The organism is Maricaulis sp. (genome assembly GCF_048270095.1).
In the GTDB taxonomy this organism is placed as follows: domain Bacteria; phylum Pseudomonadota; class Alphaproteobacteria; order Caulobacterales; family Maricaulaceae; genus Maricaulis.
This window is the reverse complement of record NZ_JBLWTL010000013.1, coordinates 23,586-47,686: the sequence shown is the minus strand read 5'-3', so window position 1 is coordinate 47,686 and position 24,101 is coordinate 23,586. Positions and strand designations below refer to the sequence as shown.

Below are 24,101 nucleotides of genomic sequence, written 5' to 3'. Positions count from 1 at the left end.
ATATCATCACAACAAGACGATTGTCGCCAGTCCCAGAAACGCCAGGAAGCCGACGACATCCGTCACCGTCGTCACAAACACCGAGGAGGCGACGGCCGGGTCGGCCCCCGCACGCACCAGGCCCAGCGGGATCAAAATGCCCGACAGCCCTGCCAGGGATAGGTTGACGATCATCGCTATCCCGATCACCGCGGCGATTTCCCAGTCCTGGAACCAGAGCAGTGTCACGACCGAAATAAGCGCGGCAAAGATCACGCCATTGATCGTGCCCGTCGCCAGCTCGCGCCAGATCACCCGCATCGAGTTCGCGGCTGTCAGATCGCGTTCCGCAATTGCCCGGACGGCAACGGCCAGGGATTGCGTCCCGGCATTGCCGCCCATCGAGGCGACGATCGGCATCAGCACGGCCAGCGCCACGACGCGCTCCAATGCCCCCTCGAACAGGGCGATAACGCCCGAGGCGAGGATTGCCGTGAACAGATTCACCAAAAGCCAGGGCGCGCGCGAACGTACCGAGCGCAGCACGGTATCGGCCAGGTCGGCCTCGTTCACGCCGGCCAGCGCCAGCATGTCTTCCTTGTTCTCGTCCTGGATGACCTCGACCATGTCCTCAACGGTCAACATACCGGTGAGACGCCCGGCGCTATCGACCACGGGGGCGGAGACCAGGTGATATTTCTGAAACAGATAGGCGACTTCTTCCTGATCGGTTTCCGGCTTCACCAGGATGCGCGGCGGCTCCATGATGTCGACCAGGTGGACATCGCGCCGGGCGCTGAGCAGGCGGCAAACGGGAATTTCGCCAATCGGCCGAAACCCGGTATCGACCACAAAGAGGTCGTGAAACTTGTCGGGCAGATCATCGGCGGATTCGCGCATGTGATCGATCGCATGGCCGATCGTCCAGAAGTCCGGCGCCGCAACGAATTCGCGTTGCATCAAGCGTCCGGCGGTCTCGTCATCAAAGGCCAGGCTCGATTCGACCGCCTCGCGGTTGATGTCGGAGATTTCCGCCAGCACGGCAGCGCGCCGGACATCGTCGAGCTCTTCGACGACGTCCGTCGCATCATCGCTGTCGAGTTCGGCGATGGCGGCAGCGAGGTGCGACGGATGGAGATAATCCATCACGACTTCGCGCGTGCCCGTATCCATCTCCGAGAGCACCTCGCCGGAGAAGATATCCGGAGTCAGTTCAGCAATAATGCCTTGCTGACCAGCCGATAGCTGCTCCAGCACATCCGCGATATCGGCTGCATGCAAAGGGGCCAGCAGCTGCCGGATCAGATCGCCGTCAAGGTCAGAGATGGCCTGCCGCAGCTCGGCGACGAATTCAGGATCCGTATCAGCGCGGGCGGAACCCGTGCGATAGAGGTCGTCTTCGAAAGCTGTGTCGCTCAAGGGGCCCTCCATGCGCTGGATGATTCAGCGGCACACTAGGACGCAAGCACCGCAAAGGCGAGAGAGCCAGGGCTCGCTGCGCCGAATATTTGCAGGCAGTTTCGAGAAGTAATGGTGCGGTCGAGAAGACTCGAACTTCCACGGGTTTTACCCCACAGCGACCTCAACGCTGCGCGTCTACCAATTCCGCCACGACCGCACGTGGAAGAGGCGCGGAGATAGCAACATCCCCTCGCCTTGTGAAGTGCTTAATACCGCAGTTTAAGCAGCTGCGAAGAATTCATTGGCATCTGCGACCCCGGAAATCGTGATCGAGATGCGATCACCCTGCAAAACCACGTCGCCGCGAGCGATGGGGTGGTTGTTCGCCAGGATCCAGACCTGGTCGTCCTCGCCGCTGTCGAGCGGGATCACGGCTCCGCGGCCCATCCGCAGGAATTGCTGGATTGGCATTTTCGAGCGCCCGAGAAGGACGGCAATCTCGATCTGAACGGCGCCGAGCTGGCTCAAGGACAAACACTCCTGGACTTGCGATTTCTCGCTGGAATGATGATGTTTGACCGAACCGGTTTCCGCAGGGTTAAGACAAATGGAAAATGCCGCACATCCGGTCGACTGGGCCGTTTCACCACAGCCGGTGGCCTATCCCGACGCTGTTGCAATCATGGAAGCCCGGGTTGCGGCGATCGCGAGCGGTGAGGCCAGCGAGCTGGTCTGGTTGCTCGAACACCCGCCGCTCTATACGGCCGGCACCTCGGCCAAGCCGGACGATCTGCTGATGCCCGACCGCTTCCCCGTCTACACAACGGGCCGCGGGGGTGAATACACCTATCACGGGCCGGGCCAGCGGGTGGCCTATGTCATGCTCGATCTGACGAAGCGTGGCCGCGATGCGCGCAAATTCGTCTGCAATCTGGAGCGCTGGCTGATCGCGACCGCCGCCAGTTTCGGCGTCGATGCCGGCACGCGTGAGGGACGGGTCGGCGTCTGGGTCGAACGCGGCGATGGCCGCGAAGACAAGATCGCCGCCATTGGCGTGCGCCTGCGCCGCTGGGTGTCCTTCCATGGCATCGCCTTCAATATCGCGCCCGATCTCACGCATTTCAGCGGCATCACGCCGTGCGGCATCTCCAACCCGCTCTACGGCGTTACCAGTCTGGCAGATCTCGGCATCAAGGCCTCTATGACGGATTTTGACGCAGCGCTTCACCTCGGCTTCAACGAGATTTTCGGCCCGGCGCGCATGGTGTCGCCGCCTGTGCTGGCTGAAACTGAGCCGGCCGGGACCTTACATGCCCGGTGAGACTGACGGCGCGACCGGCGGGCGCAGGCGCGCGAACCAGATCGCAAACAGGGCAATCACCAGCCAGAAGCCAATCCAGGACGGCCAGGCCATGCCCGCGGTCAGCGTGTCCATCAATTCGGGTTGGGTCAGCAAGTCATTCTGGAAGGCTTCCTGGAATCCGGGCTGACTGATGGCTGCGGCGAAGGCCTGGTCGTCTGCGGTATCGACTCCATTGCGCTCGGCAAAATCTGTCATGGCCGCAACCAGGCCCGGGAAAATCCCGATCACGGCAGCGACGCCCTTGGCGAGCACTGCAGCCAGAACCGGCAGCACAGCGAGCGCCGGCTCCCGCCCCGCATGGCGACGGCGATTGGCGTGCAGGGCATAGACGAAGAACCAGATCGCAATCAGCGCAATGCCCGAGGGAATCAGGATGAGCCCGAACTGCATCCGCATTGCGTCCAGCAAGGCCAGGGCCACAAGCCCAAGCAAATAGGCCGTCACCGATGCGCGATAGACGGGCAGAAACAGAACGAGCGGATTCATGGGCGGCCAGACAATCATTGACGATGCCTGCTATCCCTAATGACCGCCGCCCCCGCGTCAATCTCCGAATCAGAGGTTCACCCGTCGCGATCGCAGTGTTCCGGGACTACTTGTCCCGGATTTCACCCAAGCGGTCATAGATGCCAAAAATGACGATGTAGATCTCGCAGATGAAGCGCCAGAAAACCAAGCCGATCACGCCGCCGAGGGGCACCGCAATCAACATGCCGAGCCCGGCGAGGAAACTCTGTGTCATTGCTCCGATCGCCCCGAAAATCCCGACGATCACGCTGAGCGCAATCCCTGCGAGGCCAATCCAGTACAAGAATTTGATCAAACTGGTGGCTATCAGTTTGTCAAAAGTCGTAAAGCGCTTGATCAGATCATTCATGTCTGTCTCCCCATATCGAATGCGGAGCCTACCCCAATAGCCGAAATTGTGAAGTCAAATTCGCCGGTCGGTTGAATTTTTGCATCCCTATTCGAACTCGATCATCGTCTCGTCGGCAGCGACGGACGCCCCCGGCGTGACCGACACGGCCTTGACCACGCCGTCCTTCTCGGCGCGGATGACATTCTCCATCTTCATCGCCTCGACGACCAGCAGGATTTCGCCGCCCTTGACCGCCTGGCCGGCCTCAACCGCGATCGAGACCACCAGCCCCGGCATCGGGCTGAGCACGAGTTTCGACGTGTCGGCCTTTTCCTTTTCCGGCAGCAGGAGATGAAGCTCCGCCGAACGCGCCGAACACACCAGCGCCACGGCCGCATAGCCGCGATGGCGCAGGCGATAGCCTTCCGTACGGTCGGAGAATTCGAGCGCGAAGGCCTGGCCATCGATCTCGGCTTCGAATAATTGCGCACCGGCACGCCAGCCGGTCGTCAGCTCAAACGGCTTTTCAGCCAGCGTCGGCGCCCAGATTCGTGCCTCGCCCGTCCCGCCCAGTTCGATCTCGACCGGAAAGCGGCGTCCATCCATCAAGACGACCCATTCGCGCGGCCCCGGTGCCGGCGGCGGCGTGACACGCCCCTCGATCTGTGCGGCCCGGCGCACGAAGGTCTCGTGAACGAAGGCGGCGGCACATACCATCCAGGTCAGCTGATCCTCGCGCGGCGCCGTGCCATGGAAACCATCGGGGAAATGCTGGTCGATATAGCCGGTATGGATGCGCCCGGCGCGGAAATCGGCTTCATCGAGGACGGCGGACAGGAAGGGGGCATTTGATTGCAGCCCCTCGACATGCAGCCGGTCGAGGGCGGCTGCCAGCGTGTCGATGGCGATGTCGCGGGTTTTGCCATAGCCGATCACCTTGGCGATCATCGGGTCATAGAAGAGCGATATCTCGTCGCCTTCCCGCACGCCGGAATCGATGCGCAATTCGCCCTCGCCCAATGGGCCTTCACTGGCCATGCTGTAGCGTTTCAACCGCCCGATCGAAGGTAGGAAGCCGCGATAAGGGTCTTCGGCATAGAGCCGTGCCTCGACGGCCCAGCCCTTGATCTTGACCTCGCGCTGGGTGAGTTCAAGCGGCAGGCCGGCGGCGGAGCGGATCATCTGTTCGACCAGATCAAGCTCCACTGTCATCTCGGTGACCGGGTGTTCCACCTGCAGCCGCGTATTCATCTCCAGGAAGTAAAAATTACGATCCTTGTCGACGATGAACTCAACCGTGCCGGCGCTGTCATAATCAACGGCGGCCGAAAGCGCGACGGCCTGTTCGCCCATGGCGGCGCGCGTCTTGGCATCCAGGAAGGGTGATGGCGCCTCTTCGAGGACTTTCTGATTGCGGCGCTGGATGGAACATTCGCGCTCATTGAGATGGATCACATGGCCATGCTTGTCGCCGAGCACCTGGATCTCGATATGACGCGGCTCCTCGATGAATTTCTCGATCAGGATGCGTTCGTCGCCGAAGGCCGTCCTGGCCTCATTTCGCGCAGCCACGAAGCCCTCGCGGGTCTCGGTCTCGTTGCGGGCGATACGCATGCCCTTGCCGCCACCGCCGGCGGAGGCCTTGAGCATGACCGGATAGCCAATCGCATTGGCGGCCGCGACAGCCGTGTCGGCGTCAGCGATTTCACCATCGGCACCGGGAATCGTCGACACGCCGGCCTTGGCGGCCAGTTGTTTGGAGCGGATTTTGTCGCCCATCGCCTCGATGGCATGCACATTCGGCCCGATCCAGGCGACGCCGATCTTCTCGAGCGCAATCGGGAAAGCGGCATTCTCGGACAGGAAACCAAAGCCGGGATGCACGGCATCGGCCCCGGTCTGCTTGATCACCTCAAGGATTTTCTCCAGGCGCAGATAGCTCTCGCCCGGCGCTGGCGGCCCGATGAAGACGGCCTCATCAGCCATTTCCACGGCGAGACTGTCAGCATCCGCTTCCGAATAGACAGCCACAGTCGCAATGCCCAGACGCTGGCAGGTCTTGATAACTCGCACGGCGATTTCACCGCGATTGGCGATCAGGATTTTCTTGAACATCAAAGCCCCAGGCAAGACGGGCGGACGCCCGGTAGACCCCCGGTTTAACGTGGCTCCGGCCCCCGCGGCAAGTCATGGTGTGTAACCGGTCAGTCGCCTTCGAGATGATGATCGAGCCAATCGAACTCGATTGCCCGCAATCGCCCGATCACCGTCACCAGGAATGCCGTCGACCAGCCGATCAGCAGGAAGCCGTTAAAGCCCTCGATCGCCCCGACCAGGCGCCAGTCCTGGGACAGGAGCACATCGCCATAACCGAGCGTGGTGAAGGTACTGGTGGCGAAATACAGCGCCGCTTCCAGCGTCGAAAACTCGCCCAGCGCCAGATAGAGCAGCGCATAGGACCAGATCTCGACGGCGTGAATCGCAAACAGGCCAAACACGATCAACATGATGAAACCGGTCTGGCGCACCATGCTCTGATGCGGGCGGATGCGGCCGGTGCGGGCGCGCATCACCGCCATCAGCACGACCAGTCCGACCATATGCACCACCATCGTGACCGAACAGATCGCGAAGGAAACCAGGATTGCCCAGATCATGCCATTGCCCTTTGCCGCCGGGCGGCTTGGTGCGCACGCCTTGCCGCCACTAAAGCGCATGGCCGCGAAATCGCAAGACTGTTCTTCGCGCGCGGCCCGATCCGCGCCATGATAGATCACAGGGATTCGAGGAGCCAATCATGTCCAAGCCGATCTACCGCCTGTCGTCGATCGCGCGCCCGCTGGAGCCGCAATATCCGACCAATCGGGCCGTGCTGATCCTTCTGCCACTGATCGCCCTGGTCACCGGCGCCGCTGCCTTCCTCCTGCGCGACGCCGGACTGGCCGGCGGCGCCGCAACCGGGCTCGGCGGGCTGCTATCGGCCTTTCTGGCCTGGGCGCTGGGCCGCGAGATTGATCCCGACCGCAATGAAGCCGCCTTCATCGCGATGGCGTTGACGGTCGCCGCCATTGCGCTGGGCTATACCCCCGCCCTGTGGGTGCTCGCCCTCGTGCTGATGGCGACCCGCATCGTCGTGCGCACGGTGGGACAAGCCGCCAAGCTCACCGATCTCGCGCTCGTCACCGTGCTGGCCGGCCTGGCGGTATTCGTTGACGGCTATTGGGCGATGGGCCTGATCGCCGCTTTCGCGATGGCGATCGACCTGCTCTATGACCGCAAGCGCACGCTCAACCTCGTCTTCGCCGCCTTCGCGACCGGATTTTCGATGTTCGCCGTCGTCCAGCGCGGCGGCGAGTGGACACCGCTGACACTGGAGCCGCTGGGCCTGATTGACCCGGCCTGGAGCCTCGCCGCTCTGATTGTGACCGCGCTCAGCGCGATTTTCATCCTGACCTGCCCGGCAATCACCAGCGTCTGCGATGCCAATGGCGAACCGCTCGAACGCCGCCGTGTCCGCGGCGGCGCGGTGATCATCGTGTTGTTTGGCACTGCGGCGATGTTTGAAGGCCAGGCCGGACTGCTCGGCGCACTGCCGGTCTGGGCTGTCCTTGCCGGTCTGGTCGCCGGCCGCGTCTGGCCGAAGCGCCAGCGCGCCTAGCGCTCGACGACGGCGACGGCGGCGGCGCGGCCCGAGCGCAGCGCGCCGTGGACCGTTCCGGGCGCATTGGTCGAGGTCGCCTCGCCGGCAAAGAATATCCGGTTATCGACCGCATCGAGCAGGCGAATCCGGGTGTCGGCCCGCGTCGCCTCGATCGGGAAGGAATGGCTGCCGAGCGCGTACTCATCACCAGCCCAGCGCGTGACCTGCAAGGCCGAGAATTCGGGAAACCCCGAGCCAAACATCGAGCGCAAGGCCTCCAGCGCGAGCCGGCCCGTCATCGCATCGCTGGCCGCCTCGAGCTCGTGGGCAAAGGAGCCGGCATTGAGGGCCATGATCGCCCCGCCCTCGCCAAAAGCGCCGAGATTGACGAATTGGCTCCATTCGCCGCGCGCATCGGCGAGCCGGTTGAAAATCTCGATATTGCGCGGCCAGCTGACCGCATCGAAACGCAGGACGCATTTGTTGAGCACGCCGCAACCGAGGGCATTGATGGCCTCGAGCTTGGTTTCCGGCAGTCCGGGTTCGAAACGGATATGGCCCGCCTGCAGCACGCCCAGCGGCACCGTCACGATGACGACATCGGCTTGCTCGACCCCGTTGGCGGTCGTGACGGCCACGCCATTGCCCTGATAATCAACGCGCTCGACCCGCTGCCCGAGCCGGATATCGAGCCCGTCCGCCAGCGATTGCGCCAACTGGTCAAACCCGCCCGCTATCCAGGCATCGCCGCCGGGCAAGGCCTCGCCCTCGGTCCAGAAACAGCGCGAGAGATGTTCGAAATCCGTGCCGAATTCATGTTCGACGATGGAATTGATCGCAAACTGGGCCCTTTGATGCTGGCTCGCACCGGTCGCATCGAGACTGACCTGGCGCGCCACCCGATTGGCAATCGTGCCCCGCGGCCGTGTGCGGCAGGCGCGGGCGAGGGCTTCACCCGGCGTGTTCTGCATGTGGCGCTCAAGCCGGCGTTCGACCGCTTCCAGCCGGGCCAGGGCCCGGGGGCCGAGCGGGCCGGAGCCGGCTTCATAAACGGCGCGGTTGGCAAAATCGACGGGCTGCAGGTCGAGGCCGGCGCTGCGGGCAATGCTGGCAGCGGGATTACCGGTCACGCCATAAATCCAGGACGCCCCCAGTTCCACCGGCAGACCTTCCCATTGATGACTGGTCTTGAGGCGGCCACCGATGCGCGCCTGCGCCTCGAGCACCACGACATCCAGACCGGCGCGCATCATGTCGCGGGCACAGGCCAGACCGGCCACGCCGGCACCGATCACGATCGCCCGGCCCGACCGCCTTTGCGCCGGCGATGCCGCCGGCATCAGCGCCATCGCGGCGAGCCCCGCCAGCACGCCGCGTCGATCGACAAATTTCAACGCCATCACGCCTTGCTCTTGAGCCCCATGCCTGCGGGCCATAATCGACGCAAATCAAGGCCTTGTCACCCGCCAATCCCGGCCGGGGCGGCGCCGGCACGGTCGTCCGGGCGCCGCTGGCCGAGCGCTGGATTTTGCGCGATAGTGATGATGGAGGATTTGCCATGACGTCCAGCCTGTCCGATTGCCTGTCACGCGAGGAGCTGCGCGTCCTGTCACGCCCGACCGACTGGCAGGGCGCCGTGATGCTGGCGGGCGATATGGCCCTCGTGATCGCCGCCTATGCGCTGGCCATCGCCTGGCCCAATCCGCTCACCCTGCTGATCGCCATCGCCCTGCTCGGCGGACGCCAGCTCAGCTTCGCCATCATCATGCATGACTGTGCCCACCGCTCGCTCTTTCGCAGCCGCGCGCTCAATGAATTCGTCGGCAAGTGGATTGGCGGCGCCGCCATTGATGCGCCCTTCCTGGCCTATCGCAGCTATCATCTCGACCACCATAAATATGCCGGCACCGACAAGGATCCCGACAAGGGCCTGGTCAAGGACTATCCCGTCACGCGCGCCAGCCTGCGGCGCAAATTCATCCGCGACCTCACCGGCCAGACCGGGATGCGCGAATTGATCGGCTCATGGCAAAACCCGACGCTGGAGGCAAAACTCCCCTTTCTTGTCTTCCAGCTGGTGATGATGATCGCGCTCTATGCCGCGGGTGCGTTGTGGGCGATCGGCCTGTGGTGGGCGGCGCGGATCTTTATCTTCCCCGCCGTCATGCGCCTGCGCCATATCGGTGAGCATGGCGTCGCCATCAACCGGCTCGACACCGAGCCGCGCAATAATACCCACACCACCCACGCCAACTGGATCGAACGCGCGCTGGTCGCGCCCAATTATGTGAACTACCACCTCGAACATCATCTCTTTGCGGCGATCCCGCCCTATCATCTGCCCAAGCTCAACCGCCTGCTGAGCGAGCGCGGCTATTTCGACGGCTATGAAGGCGCAAGCGCGCCGGGCTATCGGGCGATGCTGAAGAAGGCTGTTCGGGCGGATCAGACGCCCCGGAAGACGTGATTTCTGCGCCCGTCCTTTTTGGCTGGCGCGTGAAGTGAACAGCGTTCATTATGGCGTCCTGCCTTCAGGATATCGCCCATGACCGCCCCCCGCCCCGCCACCAAAACCACCCCGCCCAACGAGCTCACCATCACGCCCCGCGATATCCATTTCGCGACCGAGGCCGCACAAGGCAAAGCCTGGCTCGGCGGCGATGCAGTGGCGACGGCGGTGTTCAATGCGATGTCGCTGACCTTTCCCGATGGCGAGCGCCTCTTCATGGATGCGGTGCGCCATTATCGCGGCGAGCTGTCGGGCAAGCTGCTGGACGATGCGAAGGCTTTCATCAAACAGGAGGCGATCCATTCGCGCGAACATGTGGCGCTCAATGGCGGGCTGGACCGGGCTCACTATCCGATCGACGAGATTGAAACGGAAATCCGCGACCGCATCCGCATCACCCGCGAGCGCGGCCCGGTCGCCATGCTCTCCGTGACCATCGCGCTGGAGCATTTCACCGCCATGATGGCCGATGTGACCCTCGAGGATGGCAGTGTATTCGAGGGCACACACGAGGACATCTTGCGCCTGTGGCAATGGCATGCGCTGGAAGAGACCGAGCACAAGGCCGTCGCCTTCGACGTTTACCAGCAAGTCACCGCCAAGTGGACGCCGCGGCAGCGCTATTTTCTGCGCACCCGGGTGATGATGATCGTGACCCTGCTCTTCACCTCGAATATCAGCCGCTATGCCTCGAAACTCCTGATCGCCGACGGCGTCAGCCCGTGGACAGCGCGGGCGCGGGTGTTGTGGTATCTCCTGTTCAAACCGGGCCTGTTCCGCAAGGGTTGGGGCACATACTGGTCCTGGTACAAGCCGGGTTTCCACCCCTGGGACCATGATAACCGCGCCACGATGACCGCCTGGCAGGACAAGTTTGCACAAATGGCGGCTGAATGAGCGGGGACGCGCGCCGTTGTTCTGGAGAATTACGTGTGTGCCCAGCTAGTTAAATACCCCACCCCGCCGCTCGCAAACCCCACCGGATCGCCCGACAAAAACCGCCCGATGGCGGGGTCGTAATAGCGGGCCTGCATGTAGACCATGCCGGTATCGGTGTCGGTGATATGGCCGGTGAAGCTGTCGCCCTCTTCATTGGCGACGGGCTGCTGGCGCGCCTCGCCGAAGGGGGTGTAGTCCCAAGTCCCAGTAAAAAGATGGCCACAGCAGGCCGCCACTGGACGTGGTGGCAGCGAGCGGTGAGCCAAGATGGTCGCCATGGGTGAAGATCGCCGCCGTGCCGGACGAGGTTTCGGAGAGCCGCACCATTGTGCGCCCCGCCAGGCGCAGGACGCAATAAATTGCGTGTGTCCCCACTTATTCCACGACAAACCTGCTGTCAGCGTGGGCGAAGCGCGACAGGCTGGCGTATCGAGCCGGTTCGCTGAACGGGGATGTTCTCAGCGATAAATGGTGTGTGTCCCCGTTTTATCCTTATGGAACATGCACCGACATAACTTCAAATCTATAGCGCGCTTCGTCAAACACACGGACTATTAGCGCCAGATCGCTTAATCCCTCTTCCTTCGTCCGCAGATCCACCAACAAATCCCAATACCCATCTTGCCACCGACATACCGACGAGCTCCATACTTCATCGGTAATTCGATCCAACTCACACCCGTAATCTTCTATGTTGTTCGTTATTTGATTTGCACGCGCCTCAGGCAATGCATCTACCCCGTATTTAGCTGAGCTAAAGTCGTAGGTATTATTTCTTATTGCATCTACAATTTCGCATAATACCGGGCGCCATTCTGTTGGTACAGCTTGCTCTTTTTCCAAATCTTTCATTACCGGCACAATCATTGTTCTTAGTCATCTCGCGAGTGCAATCGTCTGTGACAATCAGTACATACCTCTGCGTGGTTTTCAGATGTTGTTGGACCATCGTCAGCATGCCGCTCAATATGATGCCCCTGCGAGTTTGACGCGTCAATTTCAGTTCCGCAACCGTTGGCGCATTGACTGCCTTGTTGTTCCCGTTTTGCCGCTCGGTCGGACGGGCTAAATGTGCGCTGCGGATCACGCTGATCCCTAGGGACGCTCCCTGGCCCTCTAGGCGGCCTGGGCAAGCGATCACAATTATGCACCAGCACCCGCTGGTCGCCCACAAAATATGTATGAAACGCATCAACCGTCAGGTTGTACGTCGCATCCACCCGGTCCGTTTGCTCCACCCGGGCGATGACCATCCCGCGGCCGTCACGGGTGACAACCGCCGAACCCGGCACCAGCTCCTCAGTCGCAAACCAGCCGCGCCCGGCGATCCACCAGGGGTGATCGTCCGTCGTTTCAAAAAGCTCATGAGCGCCGTCTGCGGCGACCAGCTCGACGTCCCAGATCACACGCTCATGGCGACGAATGAGATCGGTGACAGGTTGCAGCGCCGTCTCGCCGGTCTCGGCGTCGCGGGACCAGACTCGATCGCCGGCTTCGATCTCTTCGATCGGGCGCAGGCCGTCTTCGGTGTCGACCAGCGTTCCGGCGACGAAACAGCACGTACGTCGCGCCGCATCGGCCGCCCGGTCAGCGCCGCGCGCAGCATCGGCGTCGGCATTCGCAGCCCTTCCCACCTTGATTGCGGTCCCCGCGCCGCCGGGCACGAAGGGGACCGCCGTTGCAGCCCCGTCAATGACCACACCAACCAGGTCGACAGCTGCGCCGCCGAAATTGCCCTGGCTCACATTCGAAACCAGCGATGCCACGCCCATCGCAACATTCGCGGCATCCCAGATGGTCTCGACCGCCTCCCCGTCGGATCCACCCCATTAACCGGATCATTCCCGACATAGGCATAGCGATTGAAATACCCCGGCCCGCCGCTCGCAAATCCCACCGGATCGCCCGACAGGAACCGTCCGATGGCCGGGTCGTAATAGCGGGCCTGCATGTAGACCATGCCGGTATCGGTGTCGGTGATATGGCCGGTGGCGCAATAAATTGCGTGTGTCCCCGTTTATTCCTGCTCTACGCAGACCCCGCACTATAGACCCGGAGCGTGACCAGCCGCGATTACGGCCATGTCCCCATTTTTCCTGAGTACTATGCTAATAGCATGATCCGCTCACCGTTTTGTCATCTGTTTTGACGCGATGATAGATGCTGCAATGTAACTCGCAGAAAATGCCAAAATCAGAGCTACGTATTCATATCCTGCGCTTGATTCTCTTAGAAATGACGGCGCTAACAAAACTACTACGACTCCAATTATTAGCAAGCTAGCACAATAGTACAATATTCCCACTATTGCGAGCATGGGTCCGGACCACTTTGCATTTATGGCTCGCCATACAGCCTGTATAGGGAAGGCGACAAGGCCAATTAGAATCATCAATAAGTACGGCATCAATCTAATGACCTCCCACGTCACTTAGGTATTCGTTTGTAACGAGTCCAGGTGCCCACTCTCCGTTCTCATCCGTAAGCCTGAAGTTTACTGGGATAATGTCGGCATCACTCAACTTATCTCCAGCAATATCTCCCAAAAACTCAGCAACCCCTGTGCACACCCCCTCACCAATAGCTCCTATTGTTTCGCCCACTCCGCTAGTGAACACTCTTCGTGCTCCAGCGTTGATGGCGGGTGCTTGCGAACCGCCGACACCGGCAAGGGCAGCAGACGGGAGATCGACATGGAAGTTTTGTTGCGGAATATTGCCTTCGATAACGTTCTCTAAATAAATGGTGACAGGCACCTATTTGGTCGACGGGCACTGTTAGCCGCGCGTTTCTGAGGCAAATGCTAGCGCTGACTTGGGAATATGGTGCCTGTCACCATTTATTTGCGGGGCTATTCAGTTGGCCAACTCGACTGAACGCCGGTCTGCGGTAATCTCAAAGAATCGCTGTGCGAACGCATAGGAGATCTAGAAGGATGGTGGAAAACACGAAGAAAGGTCAGCTGCTCTCTCTGGCTAAGGCCCGACAGCAGGCCAGTTGGCCGGGCTTCGCGAATCTCACCGACTTCCATGACGGCTACTACGAGTGCGATGTCGTTTCGCCGTGGTCTTTGTCAGCGGGAAATGTCGGCAGTGACGTTATGATTGTGGGGCAAGACTGGGCCGCTTCCGACTTGCTTGGCGCCCCTCCAAACTCTGAGATCAAGCGCTTCGGGTATGATCCGGCGCTACCCACCAACAACAACCTGCAAAGGCTGCTCCATTCGAAGCTCGGGCTTCGTTGGGATGAGGTCTACGCGACCAACATGATGCCTCTCATCAAGCTTGGCGACATGGGGGCTCGGTTGCCCGTTGCAGCAGCCCGGTGGGCCGCAGAGCATTTCTTGTTGCCGCAAGTCCGCATCGTTTCGCCCTTGATTGTAATTTGTCTGGGGAGGTGCGTTGGGGACACGCTGAGACATGTTCTCCGCCTGCCACTTGCTCCAAGTTTCAATGCGATGATTGAGAGACCGTTCGAAGTTGGAACCTCGCTCGCGTACGTTGTTCCTCACCCCGGGGCTCGAGGGACAAACAACCGCGGGGCTGAACAAGTTGAGCAAGACTGGGACCGTATCGCTGCAGGCATGTCCTGAGTTTTGCTTCATCACTTCGCGAGCTCGCACGAACTCGACCTCCCTAGTTGTCGTTTCTCAAGACGTTGTTCAAGTAAATGGGGACACACGCAATTAGGCGGCCCTAAATCCCCAAATTGCAATACCATTACCAACCCCGCCCCGGCTCGTGACGGGCAGACCCCGCACGCCGCCTCACATCAACACGCCAGCGCCAACCCGCACCGGCAGCACAGCTGCCGTATCCCCTCGCGGTCCAGCTTGTCCGCCCCCTGGCGGCACGCGGTTATAATCGTGGCGATTTCGCTCTTTGACATCGTCGATTGATAACCAAAAACGCGTCCGCGCCGCGCCGGAATGCCGCCAGGCGGCGGGCATTGTGCAGGCGCGGGGCCGGTACTTCGGTGGCAGGCTGACAGGCTCTGCCATGCGCCCTGTCATCGCACCTAGGCCTTTACTGGCAGGGCTGCAACCCCGCAATGACAGGGTGACAGACTGGCAGAGTGTTTGCCGCGGAAAACCCGCCTCAGCCCTTGAAGCCCATCGCGATCAGAAAGGTTTCGGCGCTTTCCGAACGGCTGGAGGCCGGCTTGAAATGGCGCACCTTGCCGAAGCGTTGTTTGAGTTGTTCGAGCAATTCGCCCTCGGCGCCGCCCTGGAAGACCTTGGCGATGAAGAAACCGCCCGGTTTCAGGGTTTCGAAGGCGAACAGGGCCGCCAGCTCGACCAGGCCGACAATGCGGACATGGTCGGTGTTCTTGTGGCCGGTCGTCCAGGGCGCCAGATCGGAGATCACCCCGTCGGCCGGTCCGCCCATCGCCGCCTTGACCATGTCGGGCGCGTCGTCCTCGGTGAAATCCTTCTCGAAGATCGTCGCGCCATCGATCGGGTCAATCGGCAGAAGGTCGATGCCGATCACTTCCGACACGCCCTTCTTGACGCAGACCTGCAGCCAGCCGCCCGGCGCCGAGCCGAGATCGACAATGCGCATGCCCGGCCTGATGAAGCGAAAGCGCTCATCCAGCTCGATCAGCTTGTAGGCGGCGCGGGAGCGATAGCCCTCCATCTGCGCTTTCTTGACATAGGGGTCGTTGAGCTGGCGCTGCAGCCAGTTTTTCGAGGAGGTCTTGCGGCCGCGCGCGGTCTTGACGCGCTCGAACATCTGTTTCGAGGCGCGGCTATCCCCGCCCTTGGTGACCGGGCCACCGACACGGCGGCGGCGCTGATTATCATCAACCGGCGGGGTATCGCCGGCGGGCTTGTTGTCGTCGTCTTCGTCCGAAGGTCCACTCATGTGCTGGTCTCTCCCGGCGATTTTTTCTTGCGGCGGCGTGATTTGTTACGGCGCATCAGATTGAGCAACAAGCCCTCGCGCAGGCCGCGATCGCCGACGCGCAAATTCTCTGCCGGCCACAGCTCGGCCACCGCTTCATAGATCGCGCAGCCCGCCAGCACCAGCTCGGCCCGGTCATGGCCAATCGTCGGCTCCTTCGAGCGTCCCGCCAGATCGAGGACGCGCAGCCGGGTGCAGGCGGCTTCGGCCTCGGCGCAGCTCATCCACAAACCGTCAACCTTGGCGCGCTCATAGCGGGGCAGACGCAAATGCACACCGGCGATCGAGGTCACGGTGCCCGATGTGCCGACCAGATGCGCCCGACCCTCCGAGAAGAGCGACCGCATGGAGCGGGCACCGCGCGGCGTCTTCATCAGCTGGCGGGCATAGGATTTCATGTCTTGATACCAGGCTTCACGATCCTCGCGCTCGGGGAAGCGCTCCGCCAGCGTGACGACGCCGACCGGGGTCGAACTCCAGGAGCGCACCGGCGGCCGGCCACCGCTCTGCAGCCCGCCGCGCTCGCGCCAGGCGGCCAGATCGACCCAGGACAATTCGGTCGAACCGCCGCCGATATCGATCACCAGCGCCGCATCCTTGTCCTCATCGAGCAGGTCGAGACAGCCATGCAGGGCCAGGCGCGCTTCTTCCTCGGGCGTGATGAGGTCGAAGGCAATACCGGTCTCCGCCTTCACCCGTTCAAGAAACGCGACGCCATTTGTCGCCTCGCGGCAGGCCTGGGTGGCAATCGCCCGGTGACGGATCTGGGCATGACGGCCAAGCTTGTCGGCACAGACGCGCAAGGCGTCGACGGCCCGGTCCATGGCGCCCTCGGAGAGCACACCATGCGCATTCAGCCCCTCGCCGAGGCGAACGACGCGGGAAAATGCGTCAATGACCTGAAACCCGCTACTCGTGCGTTGCGCAAGCAGCATGCGGCAATTATTCGTCCCCAGATCGATCGCGCCGTACACGGGAATGGTCGGCCGACGCCGTCCGCTCCGCTTGCGTGCGGCGGATCCGGTCCCCGGATTGTCCGGGGGCGTAGGCTCCGCCATGTCAGTCCTCTCGCCAGTACGGTGCGCCTGCAAAGGCTGGCGCAACACGATCTGGCCTGATTTAGTCTTCATGATCAGCATACGCGTCTTCGACAAGGCCGCAAGGCGGCGTAACGCAAGCAGGCGCGATCCGGGGGCACCACACCCGCAGCACCGACTGCGATTGGCCCATGCGAAATTAACCGGCAAGGTTCAGAGTGTTGTGATGGAAATGCGAGAAGCAAAATTTGGCCTGGGCGATGTCGTGCGTCACCGCCTCTACCCGTTTCGCGGCGTCATCGTTGATGTCGATGCCGAATTTTCCAATACCGAGGAATGGTATGAATCGATCCCGGCCGAAGTCCGCCCCGATCGCGATCAGCCCTTCTATCACCTGCTGGCCGAGAATGAGGACAGCTATTACGGTGCCTATGTCTCCGAGCAGAACCTGTTGCCGGACGCCGAGAACGGACCGATCAGCCATCCGCAGATCGACGAGGCCTTCGAGACCTTTGACGGCACGCGCTACATTCTGCGCGACCTGCCGCAAGTCTCCAATTAACCCGGCATAAACCCTGTTCTCACAACAGCCGGGCCGCACCGCCCAAATGGCCATTTCTGGCCCCTGACTTGCTGTCCTCCCGAGCTGTGCCCGGATTGAGACATCCGGCGTCTGGACCAGGAGCGCAGCTGATGACTGACAAGCGGAATATGGGAATCGATACGCTGCGCGGGCTGGCCTGCGTCCTGCTGGTGGCCTTCCATGTCATTGGCGAAGCGCCCGAACACGGCCTGCGGCTCGACTGGGATCACCCCTTCGCCATGTTCTCGGCCCTGTTTTTCCATCTGCGCATGCCGCTCTTCGCCATGCTGTCGGGCTTCGTCTATGCCTACCGGCCGCTCCGGCGCGGTGAAGGCGGCAAATTCCTGACCGGCAAGGGCCGCCGCCTGGTCCTGCCCTATCTGTTCGCGGCCACCGCCTTTGCCGTCGTCAATACTGTGCTCGGCGGGGCTTACGCCGTGCCGCTGGGCGATTTCTGGCAGGTCTATCTGGAGCCCTATGCGCATTTCTGGTTCCTGCATTCCATCCTGACGATCTTCCTCGTCATCGCGGCGCTGGACTGGATCTGGCCGCGCGCGCCGCTGCAGGTCGCGATCGGCTTTCTGGTGGTCACATCCGTGCTTTTCCTGACCCCGTTTGGCGGCGAGATCAAACTCTTCTCCTTCTTCCACACGCCCTATCTGGCGCCCTTCTTCGCGCTCGGACTGGTGATCAACCGGATGGAAATGGCCAAGGTCGCACAATTGCCGCGTCAGCTGGTCTCGACGGTCCTGATTGGCGGCCTGGTCTCGATGCTGGCGGTCCACGCCTATATCGTGCTCACCGATCCGGGACATGAGCTGTTGCGCCGTGATGCCGTCGCGCTGGGCCTGGGCCTGAGTTTCTCCGGCGCGCTGATCATGCACCGTTTCTCGATCGCGCCCCTGGCCTGGCTCGGCCAGTATTCCTTCTCGATCTATCTCTACCATATGTTCGGCGCGCTCGGCCTGCAGATGGTCTATAATTTCATCGGCATGCCCGACGCCTCATTGGGTCTGGCGCTGGGCATGATTGCCGGTCTCGGTGCCCCCGTCGTGTTCCAGATCGTGACACTCCGGGTGGGTGGTTTCGCACCCCTGCTGGCGCTGGGACTAAAATCGCGCCGGACTGCGGGCCCGCGCGCTGCCGCCATTCCGCGTCCGGCCAGCGCGATCTGACGGTACGCGCCGGCAGCGCGGCACGGCAACGCCGGCGACCAAGATGAAAAAAGGCCAGGACCGGTGACGGTCCTGGCCTTTGCCATTCATACCGGCTGGCCCGCCCTTCAGGCCTTGACGACTTTCTGCTCGATCGCGCCGAAGATGAGATGCCCGTCGGCATCCTTCATCGAAATGCGGACCGTATCGCCATATTTCATGAAAGGCGTTGCCGGCTTGCCGTTCTGGATCGTCTCGATCATGCGAATCTCGGCAATACAGGAATAGCCGACGCCGCCTTCAGAGATCGGTTTTCCCGGGCCACCATCGAGCTTGTTGGACACCGTGCCGGACCCGACAATCGTGCCCGCCGTGACAGGACGCGTCTTGGCGAGATGGGCGATCAACTCACCGAAATCAAAGGTCATGTCGGTGCTGCATTCGGCCTTGCCGAACAGCTCGCCATTATATTTCACCAGCAATTCGCCCTGCAGCTTCTTGCCGTCCCAGGCCGCGCCGAGTTCGTCGGGCGTAACGGCGACGGGGGAGAAGGCCGATGGCGGTTTGGACTGGAAGAAGCCGAACCCCTTGGCCAGCTCGCCCGGGATAAGACCGCGCAAGGACACATCATTGACCAGCATTACCAGACGGATCGCCTTGGCGGCCTCGTCCGGCGAGCACCCGGCCGGCGCATCGCCGGTGATGACGGCGATCTCGCCTTCCATGTCACAGCCCCAGGCCTCATCGCCGAGCGGGATATCCTCACGCGGAGCCAGGAAGGCATCGGAGCCGCCCTGATACATCAAGGGATCGGTCCAGAAAGTCGCCGGCATTTCCGCATTGCGGGCCTTGCGCACCAATTCGACATGATTGACGTAGGCCGAGCCATCGGCCCACTGGTAGGCGCGCGGCAATGGCGAGAGCGCTTCGCGCTCATGGAAGCGCTCCGACGGCACCGTCTCGCGCTCGAGCTGCTCGGCGAGCGTACGCAGGGCCGGTTCGCAGCGATCCCAGTCATCAAGCGCCGCCTGCAGCGTCGGCGCGATCAGGCTGGCATCGGTGCACCAGGCCAGATCCTTCGATACAACAACGAGCTTCCCGTCGCGATGGCCGTTTTTGAGCGAGGCGAGTTTCATGTGCGTTGACTTCCCTTCTAGTGAATTCCCAAAGGCTTGCCCTGCCAGCAGTGTGGCGCAAGCCGCGTCAGTTCGCCAGCAATGGATGCGGCATGTGTCCTGGCCGCGGCGACGCCGGAAACAGGCCATAACTCCATTCAATAATGGCATCGAGCGACGGCCCGATCGAGGCCGCGGCCTGTTCGGCCTCTGCAGCCCGGCGGCCGGCATTATAGGCCTGCGCCTGATCCTTGGAGTCGCGCTGGAAGATCGGCCCGGACGCCATCTGACCTGCGTGCGCCTTGCCCAGGCCGAGACCGAGGAATTCATCGACCGCGATCAGGGCCGGCTCGGGCGCGTGCAGGAAACGGTCACCATCGAGCGAGGCCACCTGGTCAGCACCGCCCGTACGGGCTGCCTCAAGCAGGCAGGCGACCTGCATGTGCCAGACCAGCGCCGCGATCTGGAGATCGGTGAGCTTGAGCAATTCGCGCGGCTGGGTCTGGGCGATCGGATGGCCGTCCATCGCGAAAATCGTGAATAATTGTCGCGCAAAGGCCCGCCCCGGCTCACCCTTCTTGGCGATGGAGAGCAGGAAGGCGCGCAGCTCGGAATAGAGCAGCAAATGACGCGCATCCGGCAGCAGGGCAGCGACATCACCGATCAGATTATTGACGGTGTTGGTTGGCTTGATCGTGACATGTTCGCGGCGCACGAAGGGTCGCGCCAGCAGCGCCAGCACCGGGCCGAGCTCGCGGCGCAGCGCCTCGGCACCCTGGGTGCGTTTCATATTCGCCAGGCTCATCAGCACGGCGGGCTCTCGCAGGCTGAGATTGCTGCCGGGCTTGTCGAGACAGCGCGCCAGCAGGGTCGAGCCGCAAAACGCCGTGTGCCAGATGAAGCGCGGCGCCCGTTTCGGCGCCACAAGACTGGCGAAATCGCTGACCGGGTGCGCGGCTTGCGCGGCCCCGGTCCGGTCCCAGCGATCATCGAGAAACGCTTCCTCGGCCAAGGCCTTGCGGTTGGTCCGGCTCAGCCGCAAGGCATGGCTGTTGGCGTCATGCGCATCGGGAAACCAGAGCGGGTCGGCGGCAATCTGGGGCAGTTTACTCACGGCGATACTCCTGCCGGTCCGGGCTCGGTCATGCGCATCATGGGCGTGCCGGGTTCACGGAACCACCGGCACAAACACACCATCAGCATCCATCCATTCCAGAATGCCGGAAGCGATGGAGAAGCGCGCGCCGTGCAATTGCATGCCGCGCGTCTTGATCGCTTCGGTGACAAAGGGGAATTGATGCAGGCGCCGGACCGAATGCTCCACCGCCAGCAATTCCATCTGATCGCAAACCGTCGCCAGGCTGTCCTCGCCCACCCGGGCGATCACCTCGTCGCGGGCCGGCTGGAGCGGTTCCAGCCAGGGGCCCAGAAACTGGCTATCAAGCTTGTCGAGGCCGATCGCACAGGCTTCGATCCCGCCGCAGCGGCCATGCCCCATCACCACGACATGTTCGACGGCCAGCCGCTTCACCGCGAATTCCAGGGCGGCCGAGACGCCGTGACGGCCGCCGTCCAGATCGATTTGCGGTACGAGATTGGCAACATTGCGCACCACGAAGAGATCGCCCGGATGCGCACCGAAAATATGGACCGGGTCGACGCGGCTGTCGGAGCAGGCAATCACCAGCGTGTGCGGTTTCTGGCCTTCGGACAGCGATTGGTACAGGGCGCGTTCCGCCGGGTAACTCTTGGAACGGAAGCGGCGATAGCCCGCCGCAAGTTTGTGTGGAGGCCCTTGGGTCATCAGTCCTCATTTCGGCTCTGCGCCCCGCAATCGGCAGGACTGGCGGCGAGTGTCCTGCTGGCCGGAATCGGCACAGCGGACGGCGCGAACCGATGTTTTACTGGCAAAACTGCCGCATTAGAAGACAGCTCTGTCAGCAAAAAAACGGGCCGGAGCAATGGCTCCGGCCCGCATGACTGCGATTACAGGGCTGATGGCCCACAGGGGGCCGCCAAGCCTAGCCGCATTGGGCGAGGGAAAGATTCGCCTGCACTTCGTCTTCATTCCCGGCCAGAGCCGCGGCAGCATTGAAATCGGTCGTCGCTGCGGCGTGGTCGCCGGCGAGCCATTGGGCGGCACCGCGATTATTGATCGCGCGCCAGGCATCCGGCCGCAGTTCGATCGCGGCATTACAGGCTTCAACGGCCTGGGCATATTCGCCGGTCGCCGCAAAGGCGTAGCACAGATTGCTCAGCGCAGCAGCGCGCTGCCCCGAGGCCGCGCCGGAACCGGCGACTTCCTGGCCGAAGTGGATGGCTTGCGGCCATTGGCTGCGCGTGACGGCATTATACTGCGCCCGCACCAGGCCATTGGCGGTCCGGTGAGCGGCAAATTGTGGCGCGGCATCGCAGGCCTGGGCCTGGGCACCACTGGCAGCGCCGGCGACAAGCACGCTTGCCAGAAGGATTGAACGGAACATCGGAAACTCCATGAGTGAACAGCGTTCATTTTGAGAACTAAGTTCTTCGAATGGAATTGACGAATTCATGATCATAGATATACATATTTGAATGGAAGATTGGTCCGATTATCTCGTCTGCCTCGCCATTTCCGAAGCCGGCAGCCTGACGGCCGCCGCGCATCAGCTTGGCGTCAGTCAGCCCACCGTAACCCGCCGCCTGCAGGCGCTCGAACAGCGGTTCGGCGAACCCGTATTCGAGCGAGAGAACGGGCAGTCGCGTTTGACGCCGCTCGGCCAGAAAGTGGTTGCCCATGCCGCACGCATGCGTGAAGAGGCATCCGCCATCGAGCGCGCCGTCGTCGCCCAGGACCAGAGTCTGTCAGGCCGGGTGGTCATTTCCGCGTCGGAGGGAATTGGTGCTGACTGGTTGCCGCGTGCCCTCGTCAGCTTTCACCACAGGAATCCCGGGATTGGCGTCGAGATATCGATCAAGAATCACTCCGCCAATCTCGCCGACCGCGAAGCCGATATTGCCTTGCGCTGGAACGGGCCCGGGACCCAGCAAAGCCTGATCGGCCGGCGCGGTGCCACGGTCGGGGCCGGGCTCTATGCCTCGAAAGCCTACCTGGACAGACAAGGCAGGCCGACCCGGGTCGAGGATCTGGCCGACCACACTTGTGTCGGCTGGTCGATGGGCGATTATTTTGGTTGGCCGAGCACTGCGGAGGGCGCGCCCGTCCTGCCCAGTCATATCGCTTTCCGGGCCAATAGCCCGACCACACATGTGCGCGGCGTCGAGGCCGGTTTCGGCATCGGCGTCACTTCACACCGCCTGGCCGGACAATACCCAGACCTGGAACGCGTCCTGCCCGACTTCCATTCCTCGCTGGACCTCTGGGTGGTCGCACATGAGACCGTGCGCAAGAGCGGCCGCATTCGCGCCGCCTATGACCACATCATTGAGCAGATGAAGGCTGATAATGCCTATTTCACCCGCGGCGCAGCCTCGGTGCTCTAGGCGCGCAGGTCAGGCCCGCAGCGAAGCCGGGCGCCGTCTCATTCCTCATCGCCATAAATCGCCACCAGCGGTTCGCCGCCGGCGCTCAGACGTGCCCGGTACATGCCCGGCGTGTTGAAGCTCCAGGCGATCTCCCCGCCCGGCGTCAAGGCGACAATGCCGCCATCGCCGCCCATCGCCGTCAACTCATCCTGGATCACCCGGTCAGCCGCGGTCTGCAGCGCCAGCCCTTCGAACTCCACCAGGGCACAGATCCGGCTGGCGACTGTCAGGCGGATGAAATACTCGCCGGTCCCGGTCGCTGAAACCCCGCAGGACTCATTATTCGCATAGGTGCCGGCGCCGAGAATCGGACTGTCACCGACCCGGCCCCACCGCTTGGCCGTCGTACCGCCGGTCGACGTGCCCGCAGCGATATTGCCGTCGGTGTCGAGCGCAACAACGCCCACCGTCCCGAAGCGATGCTCACGGCTATCGCGCAGCAAGGCGCCCTCATCGACCGGCTCCGGGTCCGGAGCGCCCTCGGGCCGGTGCGGGATCGGCAGTCCGAGCCGTCCCAGTTCACCTTCCAGTGACGCCCAGCGGCGCTCGGTAAAAAAGAAGGCGGGCGGAACAGTTTCCAGGCCCTGCTCGCCGGCAAAGGTCTCGGCGCCCTCGCCCTGCAACATCACATGCGGGGAGTGCTCCATCACGGCCCGGGCCAGCGAGATCGGGTGACGGACCGAGGTCACGCCGGCCACCGCGCCGGCATTGAGGTCGCGGCCATCCATGATCGAGGAATCAAGCTCATTGCGGCCGGCAGCGGTAAACACCGCGCCGCGTCCGGAATTGAACATCGCATCATCCTCGAATTCGCGGATGATGGCCTCGACCGCATCAATCGCCGTCCCGCCGGCCTCGAGGACGCCCTCACCGGTCGCCAGCGCCCGCGCCATCGCAGCCCGATAGGCCGCGTCGGTTTGCGGTGTCATTGCACCGCGTTCAATCACGCCGGCACCGCCATGGACGACCAGCGCCCATTGCGGCGCGTCCTGGGCGAGAACGGCGGGTGCGGCAAGAATGGCGGTCATGGCCGCAAGCAGGAAATGGCGCATGTTTCAAAACTCCCCTTATTGCGACCCAGTTTGCCTCATTC

Annotated in this window: 27 protein-coding genes and 1 tRNA gene; 8 read left to right on the top strand and 20 right to left on the bottom strand. The window is 62.5% G+C overall.

Features of this window, described 5'->3' with window-relative positions; translation table 11 throughout:
- Positions 1-6 precede the first annotated feature (6 nt).
- The 3 genes from mgtE to ACN0YJ_RS09000 all read right to left on the bottom strand — a co-directional run bounded on the left by mgtE (position 7) and on the right by ACN0YJ_RS09000 (position 1,908).
- A complete protein-coding gene (gene mgtE, locus ACN0YJ_RS09010; protein ID WP_417477053.1) occupies positions 7-1,398 on the bottom strand; it encodes a magnesium transporter in 1,392 nt (463 codons plus the stop codon).
- A gap of 112 nt (positions 1,399-1,510) precedes the next feature.
- Positions 1,511-1,597, bottom strand: a tRNA-Leu gene (locus ACN0YJ_RS09005).
- Positions 1,598-1,659: 62 nt separating this feature from the next.
- The gene (locus ACN0YJ_RS09000) at positions 1,660-1,908 is read right to left on the bottom strand and encodes a FliM/FliN family flagellar motor switch protein (RefSeq protein ID WP_091771596.1); all 249 of its coding nucleotides are present in this window, start codon (positions 1,906-1,908) and stop codon (positions 1,660-1,662) included.
- Between the two features lie 79 nt (positions 1,909-1,987).
- On the opposite strand from ACN0YJ_RS09000, the gene lipB reads away from it, so the two are divergent.
- Positions 1,988-2,701 carry a lipoyl(octanoyl) transferase LipB gene (gene lipB / locus ACN0YJ_RS08995; protein WP_417495988.1) on the top strand — a complete coding sequence of 238 codons (714 nt, stop codon included), beginning with the start codon at positions 1,988-1,990 and terminating at the stop codon, positions 2,699-2,701.
- On the opposite strand, the gene ACN0YJ_RS08990 is transcribed toward lipB, so the two are convergent.
- The 4 genes from ACN0YJ_RS08990 to ACN0YJ_RS08975 all read right to left on the bottom strand — a co-directional run bounded on the left by ACN0YJ_RS08990 (position 2,687) and on the right by ACN0YJ_RS08975 (position 6,259).
- Entirely contained in the window at positions 2,687-3,229 is a 543-nt protein-coding gene (locus ACN0YJ_RS08990) for a hypothetical protein (RefSeq protein ID WP_417490135.1), read from the bottom strand. The two genes, lipB and ACN0YJ_RS08990, sit on opposite strands and share 15 nt — an antisense overlap.
- 106 nt (positions 3,230-3,335) lie before the next feature.
- Positions 3,336-3,620 carry a DUF4282 domain-containing protein gene (locus tag ACN0YJ_RS08985; protein WP_417477050.1) on the bottom strand — a complete coding sequence of 95 codons (285 nt, stop codon included), beginning with the start codon at positions 3,618-3,620 and terminating at the stop codon, positions 3,336-3,338.
- A gap of 87 nt (positions 3,621-3,707) precedes the next feature.
- Complete coding sequence (locus tag ACN0YJ_RS08980; RefSeq protein WP_417495987.1) at positions 3,708-5,717, bottom strand: acetyl-CoA carboxylase biotin carboxylase subunit; 2,010 nt, start codon at positions 5,715-5,717, stop codon at positions 3,708-3,710.
- Positions 5,718-5,806: 89 nt separating this feature from the next.
- The gene (locus tag ACN0YJ_RS08975; protein WP_417490138.1) at positions 5,807-6,259 is read right to left on the bottom strand and encodes an ion channel; all 453 of its coding nucleotides are present in this window, start codon (positions 6,257-6,259) and stop codon (positions 5,807-5,809) included.
- A gap of 140 nt (positions 6,260-6,399) precedes the next feature.
- Here ACN0YJ_RS08975 and ACN0YJ_RS08970 point away from each other — a divergent pair, with 140 nt between their 5' ends.
- Positions 6,400-7,260, top strand: a complete 861-nt coding sequence (locus tag ACN0YJ_RS08970) for a hypothetical protein (RefSeq protein ID WP_417495986.1) — start codon at positions 6,400-6,402, stop codon at positions 7,258-7,260.
- Here ACN0YJ_RS08970 and ACN0YJ_RS08965 read toward each other — a convergent pair.
- Entirely contained in the window at positions 7,257-8,642 is a 1,386-nt protein-coding gene (locus ACN0YJ_RS08965) for an FAD-dependent oxidoreductase (protein ID WP_417495985.1), read from the bottom strand. The genes ACN0YJ_RS08970 and ACN0YJ_RS08965 overlap by 4 nt on opposite strands.
- A 56-nt stretch (positions 8,643-8,698) precedes the next feature.
- Between ACN0YJ_RS08965 and ACN0YJ_RS08960 the strand changes: the two genes are divergently transcribed.
- On the top strand, positions 8,699-9,709 hold the full coding sequence (locus tag ACN0YJ_RS08960) for a fatty acid desaturase family protein (RefSeq protein WP_417495984.1): 1,011 nt from the start codon (positions 8,699-8,701) through the stop codon (positions 9,707-9,709).
- A gap of 78 nt (positions 9,710-9,787) precedes the next feature.
- On the top strand, positions 9,788-10,648 hold the full coding sequence (locus tag ACN0YJ_RS08955) for a metal-dependent hydrolase (protein ID WP_417495983.1): 861 nt from the start codon (positions 9,788-9,790) through the stop codon (positions 10,646-10,648).
- Between the two features lie 29 nt (positions 10,649-10,677).
- On the opposite strand, the gene ACN0YJ_RS08950 is transcribed toward ACN0YJ_RS08955, so the two are convergent.
- The 5 genes from ACN0YJ_RS08950 to ACN0YJ_RS08930 form a co-directional block, all read right to left on the bottom strand.
- Positions 10,678-10,968, bottom strand: coding sequence for an RHS repeat-associated core domain-containing protein (locus ACN0YJ_RS08950; RefSeq protein WP_417477043.1), 291 nt, complete (start codon positions 10,966-10,968; stop codon positions 10,678-10,680).
- 214 nt (positions 10,969-11,182) lie between these two features.
- Positions 11,183-11,542 (bottom strand): hypothetical protein, encoded by a 360-nt coding sequence (locus ACN0YJ_RS08945; RefSeq protein ID WP_417495982.1) that lies wholly within the window; start codon positions 11,540-11,542, stop codon positions 11,183-11,185.
- Between the two features lie 20 nt (positions 11,543-11,562).
- Positions 11,563-12,456 (bottom strand): polymorphic toxin-type HINT domain-containing protein, encoded by an 894-nt coding sequence (locus ACN0YJ_RS08940; protein WP_417495981.1) that lies wholly within the window; start codon positions 12,454-12,456, stop codon positions 11,563-11,565.
- A complete protein-coding gene (locus ACN0YJ_RS08935) occupies positions 12,432-12,671 on the bottom strand; it encodes an RHS repeat-associated core domain-containing protein (RefSeq protein ID WP_417496005.1) in 240 nt (79 codons plus the stop codon). Before ACN0YJ_RS08935 ends, ACN0YJ_RS08940 begins: the two co-directional genes overlap by 25 nt.
- 430 nt (positions 12,672-13,101) lie before the next feature.
- The gene (locus tag ACN0YJ_RS08930) at positions 13,102-13,446 is read right to left on the bottom strand and encodes a hypothetical protein (RefSeq protein WP_417477041.1); all 345 of its coding nucleotides are present in this window, start codon (positions 13,444-13,446) and stop codon (positions 13,102-13,104) included.
- A 179-nt stretch (positions 13,447-13,625) separates the two neighbouring features.
- Between ACN0YJ_RS08930 and ACN0YJ_RS08925 the strand changes: the two genes are divergently transcribed.
- On the top strand, positions 13,626-14,282 hold the full coding sequence (locus ACN0YJ_RS08925) for a uracil-DNA glycosylase family protein (protein WP_417477040.1): 657 nt from the start codon (positions 13,626-13,628) through the stop codon (positions 14,280-14,282).
- Positions 14,283-14,787: 505 nt separating this feature from the next.
- Here ACN0YJ_RS08925 and ACN0YJ_RS08920 read toward each other — a convergent pair.
- Together ACN0YJ_RS08920 and ACN0YJ_RS08915 are read right to left on the bottom strand one after the other, a co-directional pair.
- Positions 14,788-15,555 (bottom strand): RlmE family RNA methyltransferase, encoded by a 768-nt coding sequence (locus ACN0YJ_RS08920; RefSeq protein ID WP_417477039.1) that lies wholly within the window; start codon positions 15,553-15,555, stop codon positions 14,788-14,790.
- Complete coding sequence (locus ACN0YJ_RS08915; RefSeq protein WP_417495980.1) at positions 15,552-16,529, bottom strand: Ppx/GppA phosphatase family protein; 978 nt, start codon at positions 16,527-16,529, stop codon at positions 15,552-15,554. The genes ACN0YJ_RS08920 and ACN0YJ_RS08915 overlap by 4 nt, the downstream gene beginning before the upstream one ends.
- 328 nt (positions 16,530-16,857) lie before the next feature.
- On the opposite strand from ACN0YJ_RS08915, the gene hspQ reads away from it, so the two are divergent.
- Positions 16,858-17,193 (top strand): heat shock protein HspQ, encoded by a 336-nt coding sequence (hspQ, locus tag ACN0YJ_RS08910; RefSeq protein WP_417477037.1) that lies wholly within the window; start codon positions 16,858-16,860, stop codon positions 17,191-17,193.
- 131 nt (positions 17,194-17,324) lie between these two features.
- The gene (locus ACN0YJ_RS08905; protein WP_417495979.1) at positions 17,325-18,389 is read left to right on the top strand and encodes an acyltransferase family protein; all 1,065 of its coding nucleotides are present in this window, start codon (positions 17,325-17,327) and stop codon (positions 18,387-18,389) included.
- Positions 18,390-18,496: 107 nt separating this feature from the next.
- On the opposite strand, the gene ACN0YJ_RS08900 is transcribed toward ACN0YJ_RS08905, so the two are convergent.
- The 4 genes from ACN0YJ_RS08900 to ACN0YJ_RS08885 form a co-directional block, all read right to left on the bottom strand.
- Entirely contained in the window at positions 18,497-19,504 is a 1,008-nt protein-coding gene (locus ACN0YJ_RS08900; protein WP_417495978.1) for a fumarylacetoacetate hydrolase family protein, read from the bottom strand.
- 67 nt (positions 19,505-19,571) lie between these two features.
- Positions 19,572-20,597: a hypothetical protein gene (locus ACN0YJ_RS08895; RefSeq protein WP_417495977.1), complete on the bottom strand. Its 1,026-nt coding sequence runs from the start codon at positions 20,595-20,597 to the stop codon at positions 19,572-19,574.
- Between the two features lie 54 nt (positions 20,598-20,651).
- Positions 20,652-21,287, bottom strand: a complete 636-nt coding sequence (locus ACN0YJ_RS08890; RefSeq protein ID WP_417477033.1) for a carbonic anhydrase — start codon at positions 21,285-21,287, stop codon at positions 20,652-20,654.
- A 217-nt stretch (positions 21,288-21,504) separates the two neighbouring features.
- Positions 21,505-21,966 (bottom strand): hypothetical protein, encoded by a 462-nt coding sequence (locus ACN0YJ_RS08885; RefSeq protein ID WP_417477032.1) that lies wholly within the window; start codon positions 21,964-21,966, stop codon positions 21,505-21,507.
- 91 nt (positions 21,967-22,057) lie between these two features.
- Here ACN0YJ_RS08885 and ACN0YJ_RS08880 point away from each other — a divergent pair, with 91 nt between their 5' ends.
- Complete coding sequence (locus ACN0YJ_RS08880) at positions 22,058-22,966, top strand: LysR family transcriptional regulator (protein ID WP_417495976.1); 909 nt, start codon at positions 22,058-22,060, stop codon at positions 22,964-22,966.
- A gap of 38 nt (positions 22,967-23,004) precedes the next feature.
- Here the strand turns inward: ACN0YJ_RS08880 and ACN0YJ_RS08875 are convergent, their stop codons facing one another.
- On the bottom strand, positions 23,005-24,060 hold the full coding sequence (locus ACN0YJ_RS08875) for an isoaspartyl peptidase/L-asparaginase family protein (protein WP_417477030.1): 1,056 nt from the start codon (positions 24,058-24,060) through the stop codon (positions 23,005-23,007).
- Positions 24,061-24,101 lie beyond the last annotated feature (41 nt).

What these genes read in the sequence shown, in the direction of transcription:
- lipB (WP_417495988.1), top strand. Translation starts at nt 1,988, where the DNA reads ATGGAAAATGCCGCACATCCGGTCGACTGGGCCGTTTCACCACAGCCG.
- ACN0YJ_RS08990 (WP_417490135.1), bottom strand. Translation starts at nt 3,229, where the DNA reads ATGAATCCGCTCGTTCTGTTTCTGCCCGTCTATCGCGCATCGGTGACG.
- ACN0YJ_RS08985 (WP_417477050.1), bottom strand. Translation starts at nt 3,620, where the DNA reads ATGAATGATCTGATCAAGCGCTTTACGACTTTTGACAAACTGATAGCC.
- ACN0YJ_RS08980 (WP_417495987.1), bottom strand. Translation starts at nt 5,717, where the DNA reads ATGTTCAAGAAAATCCTGATCGCCAATCGCGGTGAAATCGCCGTGCGA.
- ACN0YJ_RS08975 (WP_417490138.1), bottom strand. Translation starts at nt 6,259, where the DNA reads ATGATCTGGGCAATCCTGGTTTCCTTCGCGATCTGTTCGGTCACGATG.
- ACN0YJ_RS08970 (WP_417495986.1), top strand. Translation starts at nt 6,400, where the DNA reads ATGTCCAAGCCGATCTACCGCCTGTCGTCGATCGCGCGCCCGCTGGAG.
- ACN0YJ_RS08965 (WP_417495985.1), bottom strand. Translation starts at nt 8,642, where the DNA reads ATGGCGTTGAAATTTGTCGATCGACGCGGCGTGCTGGCGGGGCTCGCC.
- ACN0YJ_RS08955 (WP_417495983.1), top strand. Translation starts at nt 9,788, where the DNA reads ATGACCGCCCCCCGCCCCGCCACCAAAACCACCCCGCCCAACGAGCTC.
- ACN0YJ_RS08950 (WP_417477043.1), bottom strand. Translation starts at nt 10,968, where the DNA reads ATGGCGACCATCTTGGCTCACCGCTCGCTGCCACCACGTCCAGTGGCG.
- ACN0YJ_RS08945 (WP_417495982.1), bottom strand. Translation starts at nt 11,542, where the DNA reads ATGAAAGATTTGGAAAAAGAGCAAGCTGTACCAACAGAATGGCGCCCG.
- ACN0YJ_RS08925 (WP_417477040.1), top strand. Translation starts at nt 13,626, where the DNA reads ATGGTGGAAAACACGAAGAAAGGTCAGCTGCTCTCTCTGGCTAAGGCC.
- ACN0YJ_RS08920 (WP_417477039.1), bottom strand. Translation starts at nt 15,555, where the DNA reads ATGAGTGGACCTTCGGACGAAGACGACGACAACAAGCCCGCCGGCGAT.
- ACN0YJ_RS08915 (WP_417495980.1), bottom strand. Translation starts at nt 16,529, where the DNA reads ATGCTGCTTGCGCAACGCACGAGTAGCGGGTTTCAGGTCATTGACGCA.
- hspQ (WP_417477037.1), top strand. Translation starts at nt 16,858, where the DNA reads ATGGAAATGCGAGAAGCAAAATTTGGCCTGGGCGATGTCGTGCGTCAC.
- ACN0YJ_RS08905 (WP_417495979.1), top strand. Translation starts at nt 17,325, where the DNA reads ATGACTGACAAGCGGAATATGGGAATCGATACGCTGCGCGGGCTGGCC.
- ACN0YJ_RS08900 (WP_417495978.1), bottom strand. Translation starts at nt 19,504, where the DNA reads ATGAAACTCGCCTCGCTCAAAAACGGCCATCGCGACGGGAAGCTCGTT.
- ACN0YJ_RS08890 (WP_417477033.1), bottom strand. Translation starts at nt 21,287, where the DNA reads ATGACCCAAGGGCCTCCACACAAACTTGCGGCGGGCTATCGCCGCTTC.
- ACN0YJ_RS08885 (WP_417477032.1), bottom strand. Translation starts at nt 21,966, where the DNA reads ATGTTCCGTTCAATCCTTCTGGCAAGCGTGCTTGTCGCCGGCGCTGCC.
- ACN0YJ_RS08880 (WP_417495976.1), top strand. Translation starts at nt 22,058, where the DNA reads ATGGAAGATTGGTCCGATTATCTCGTCTGCCTCGCCATTTCCGAAGCC.
- ACN0YJ_RS08875 (WP_417477030.1), bottom strand. Translation starts at nt 24,060, where the DNA reads ATGCGCCATTTCCTGCTTGCGGCCATGACCGCCATTCTTGCCGCACCC.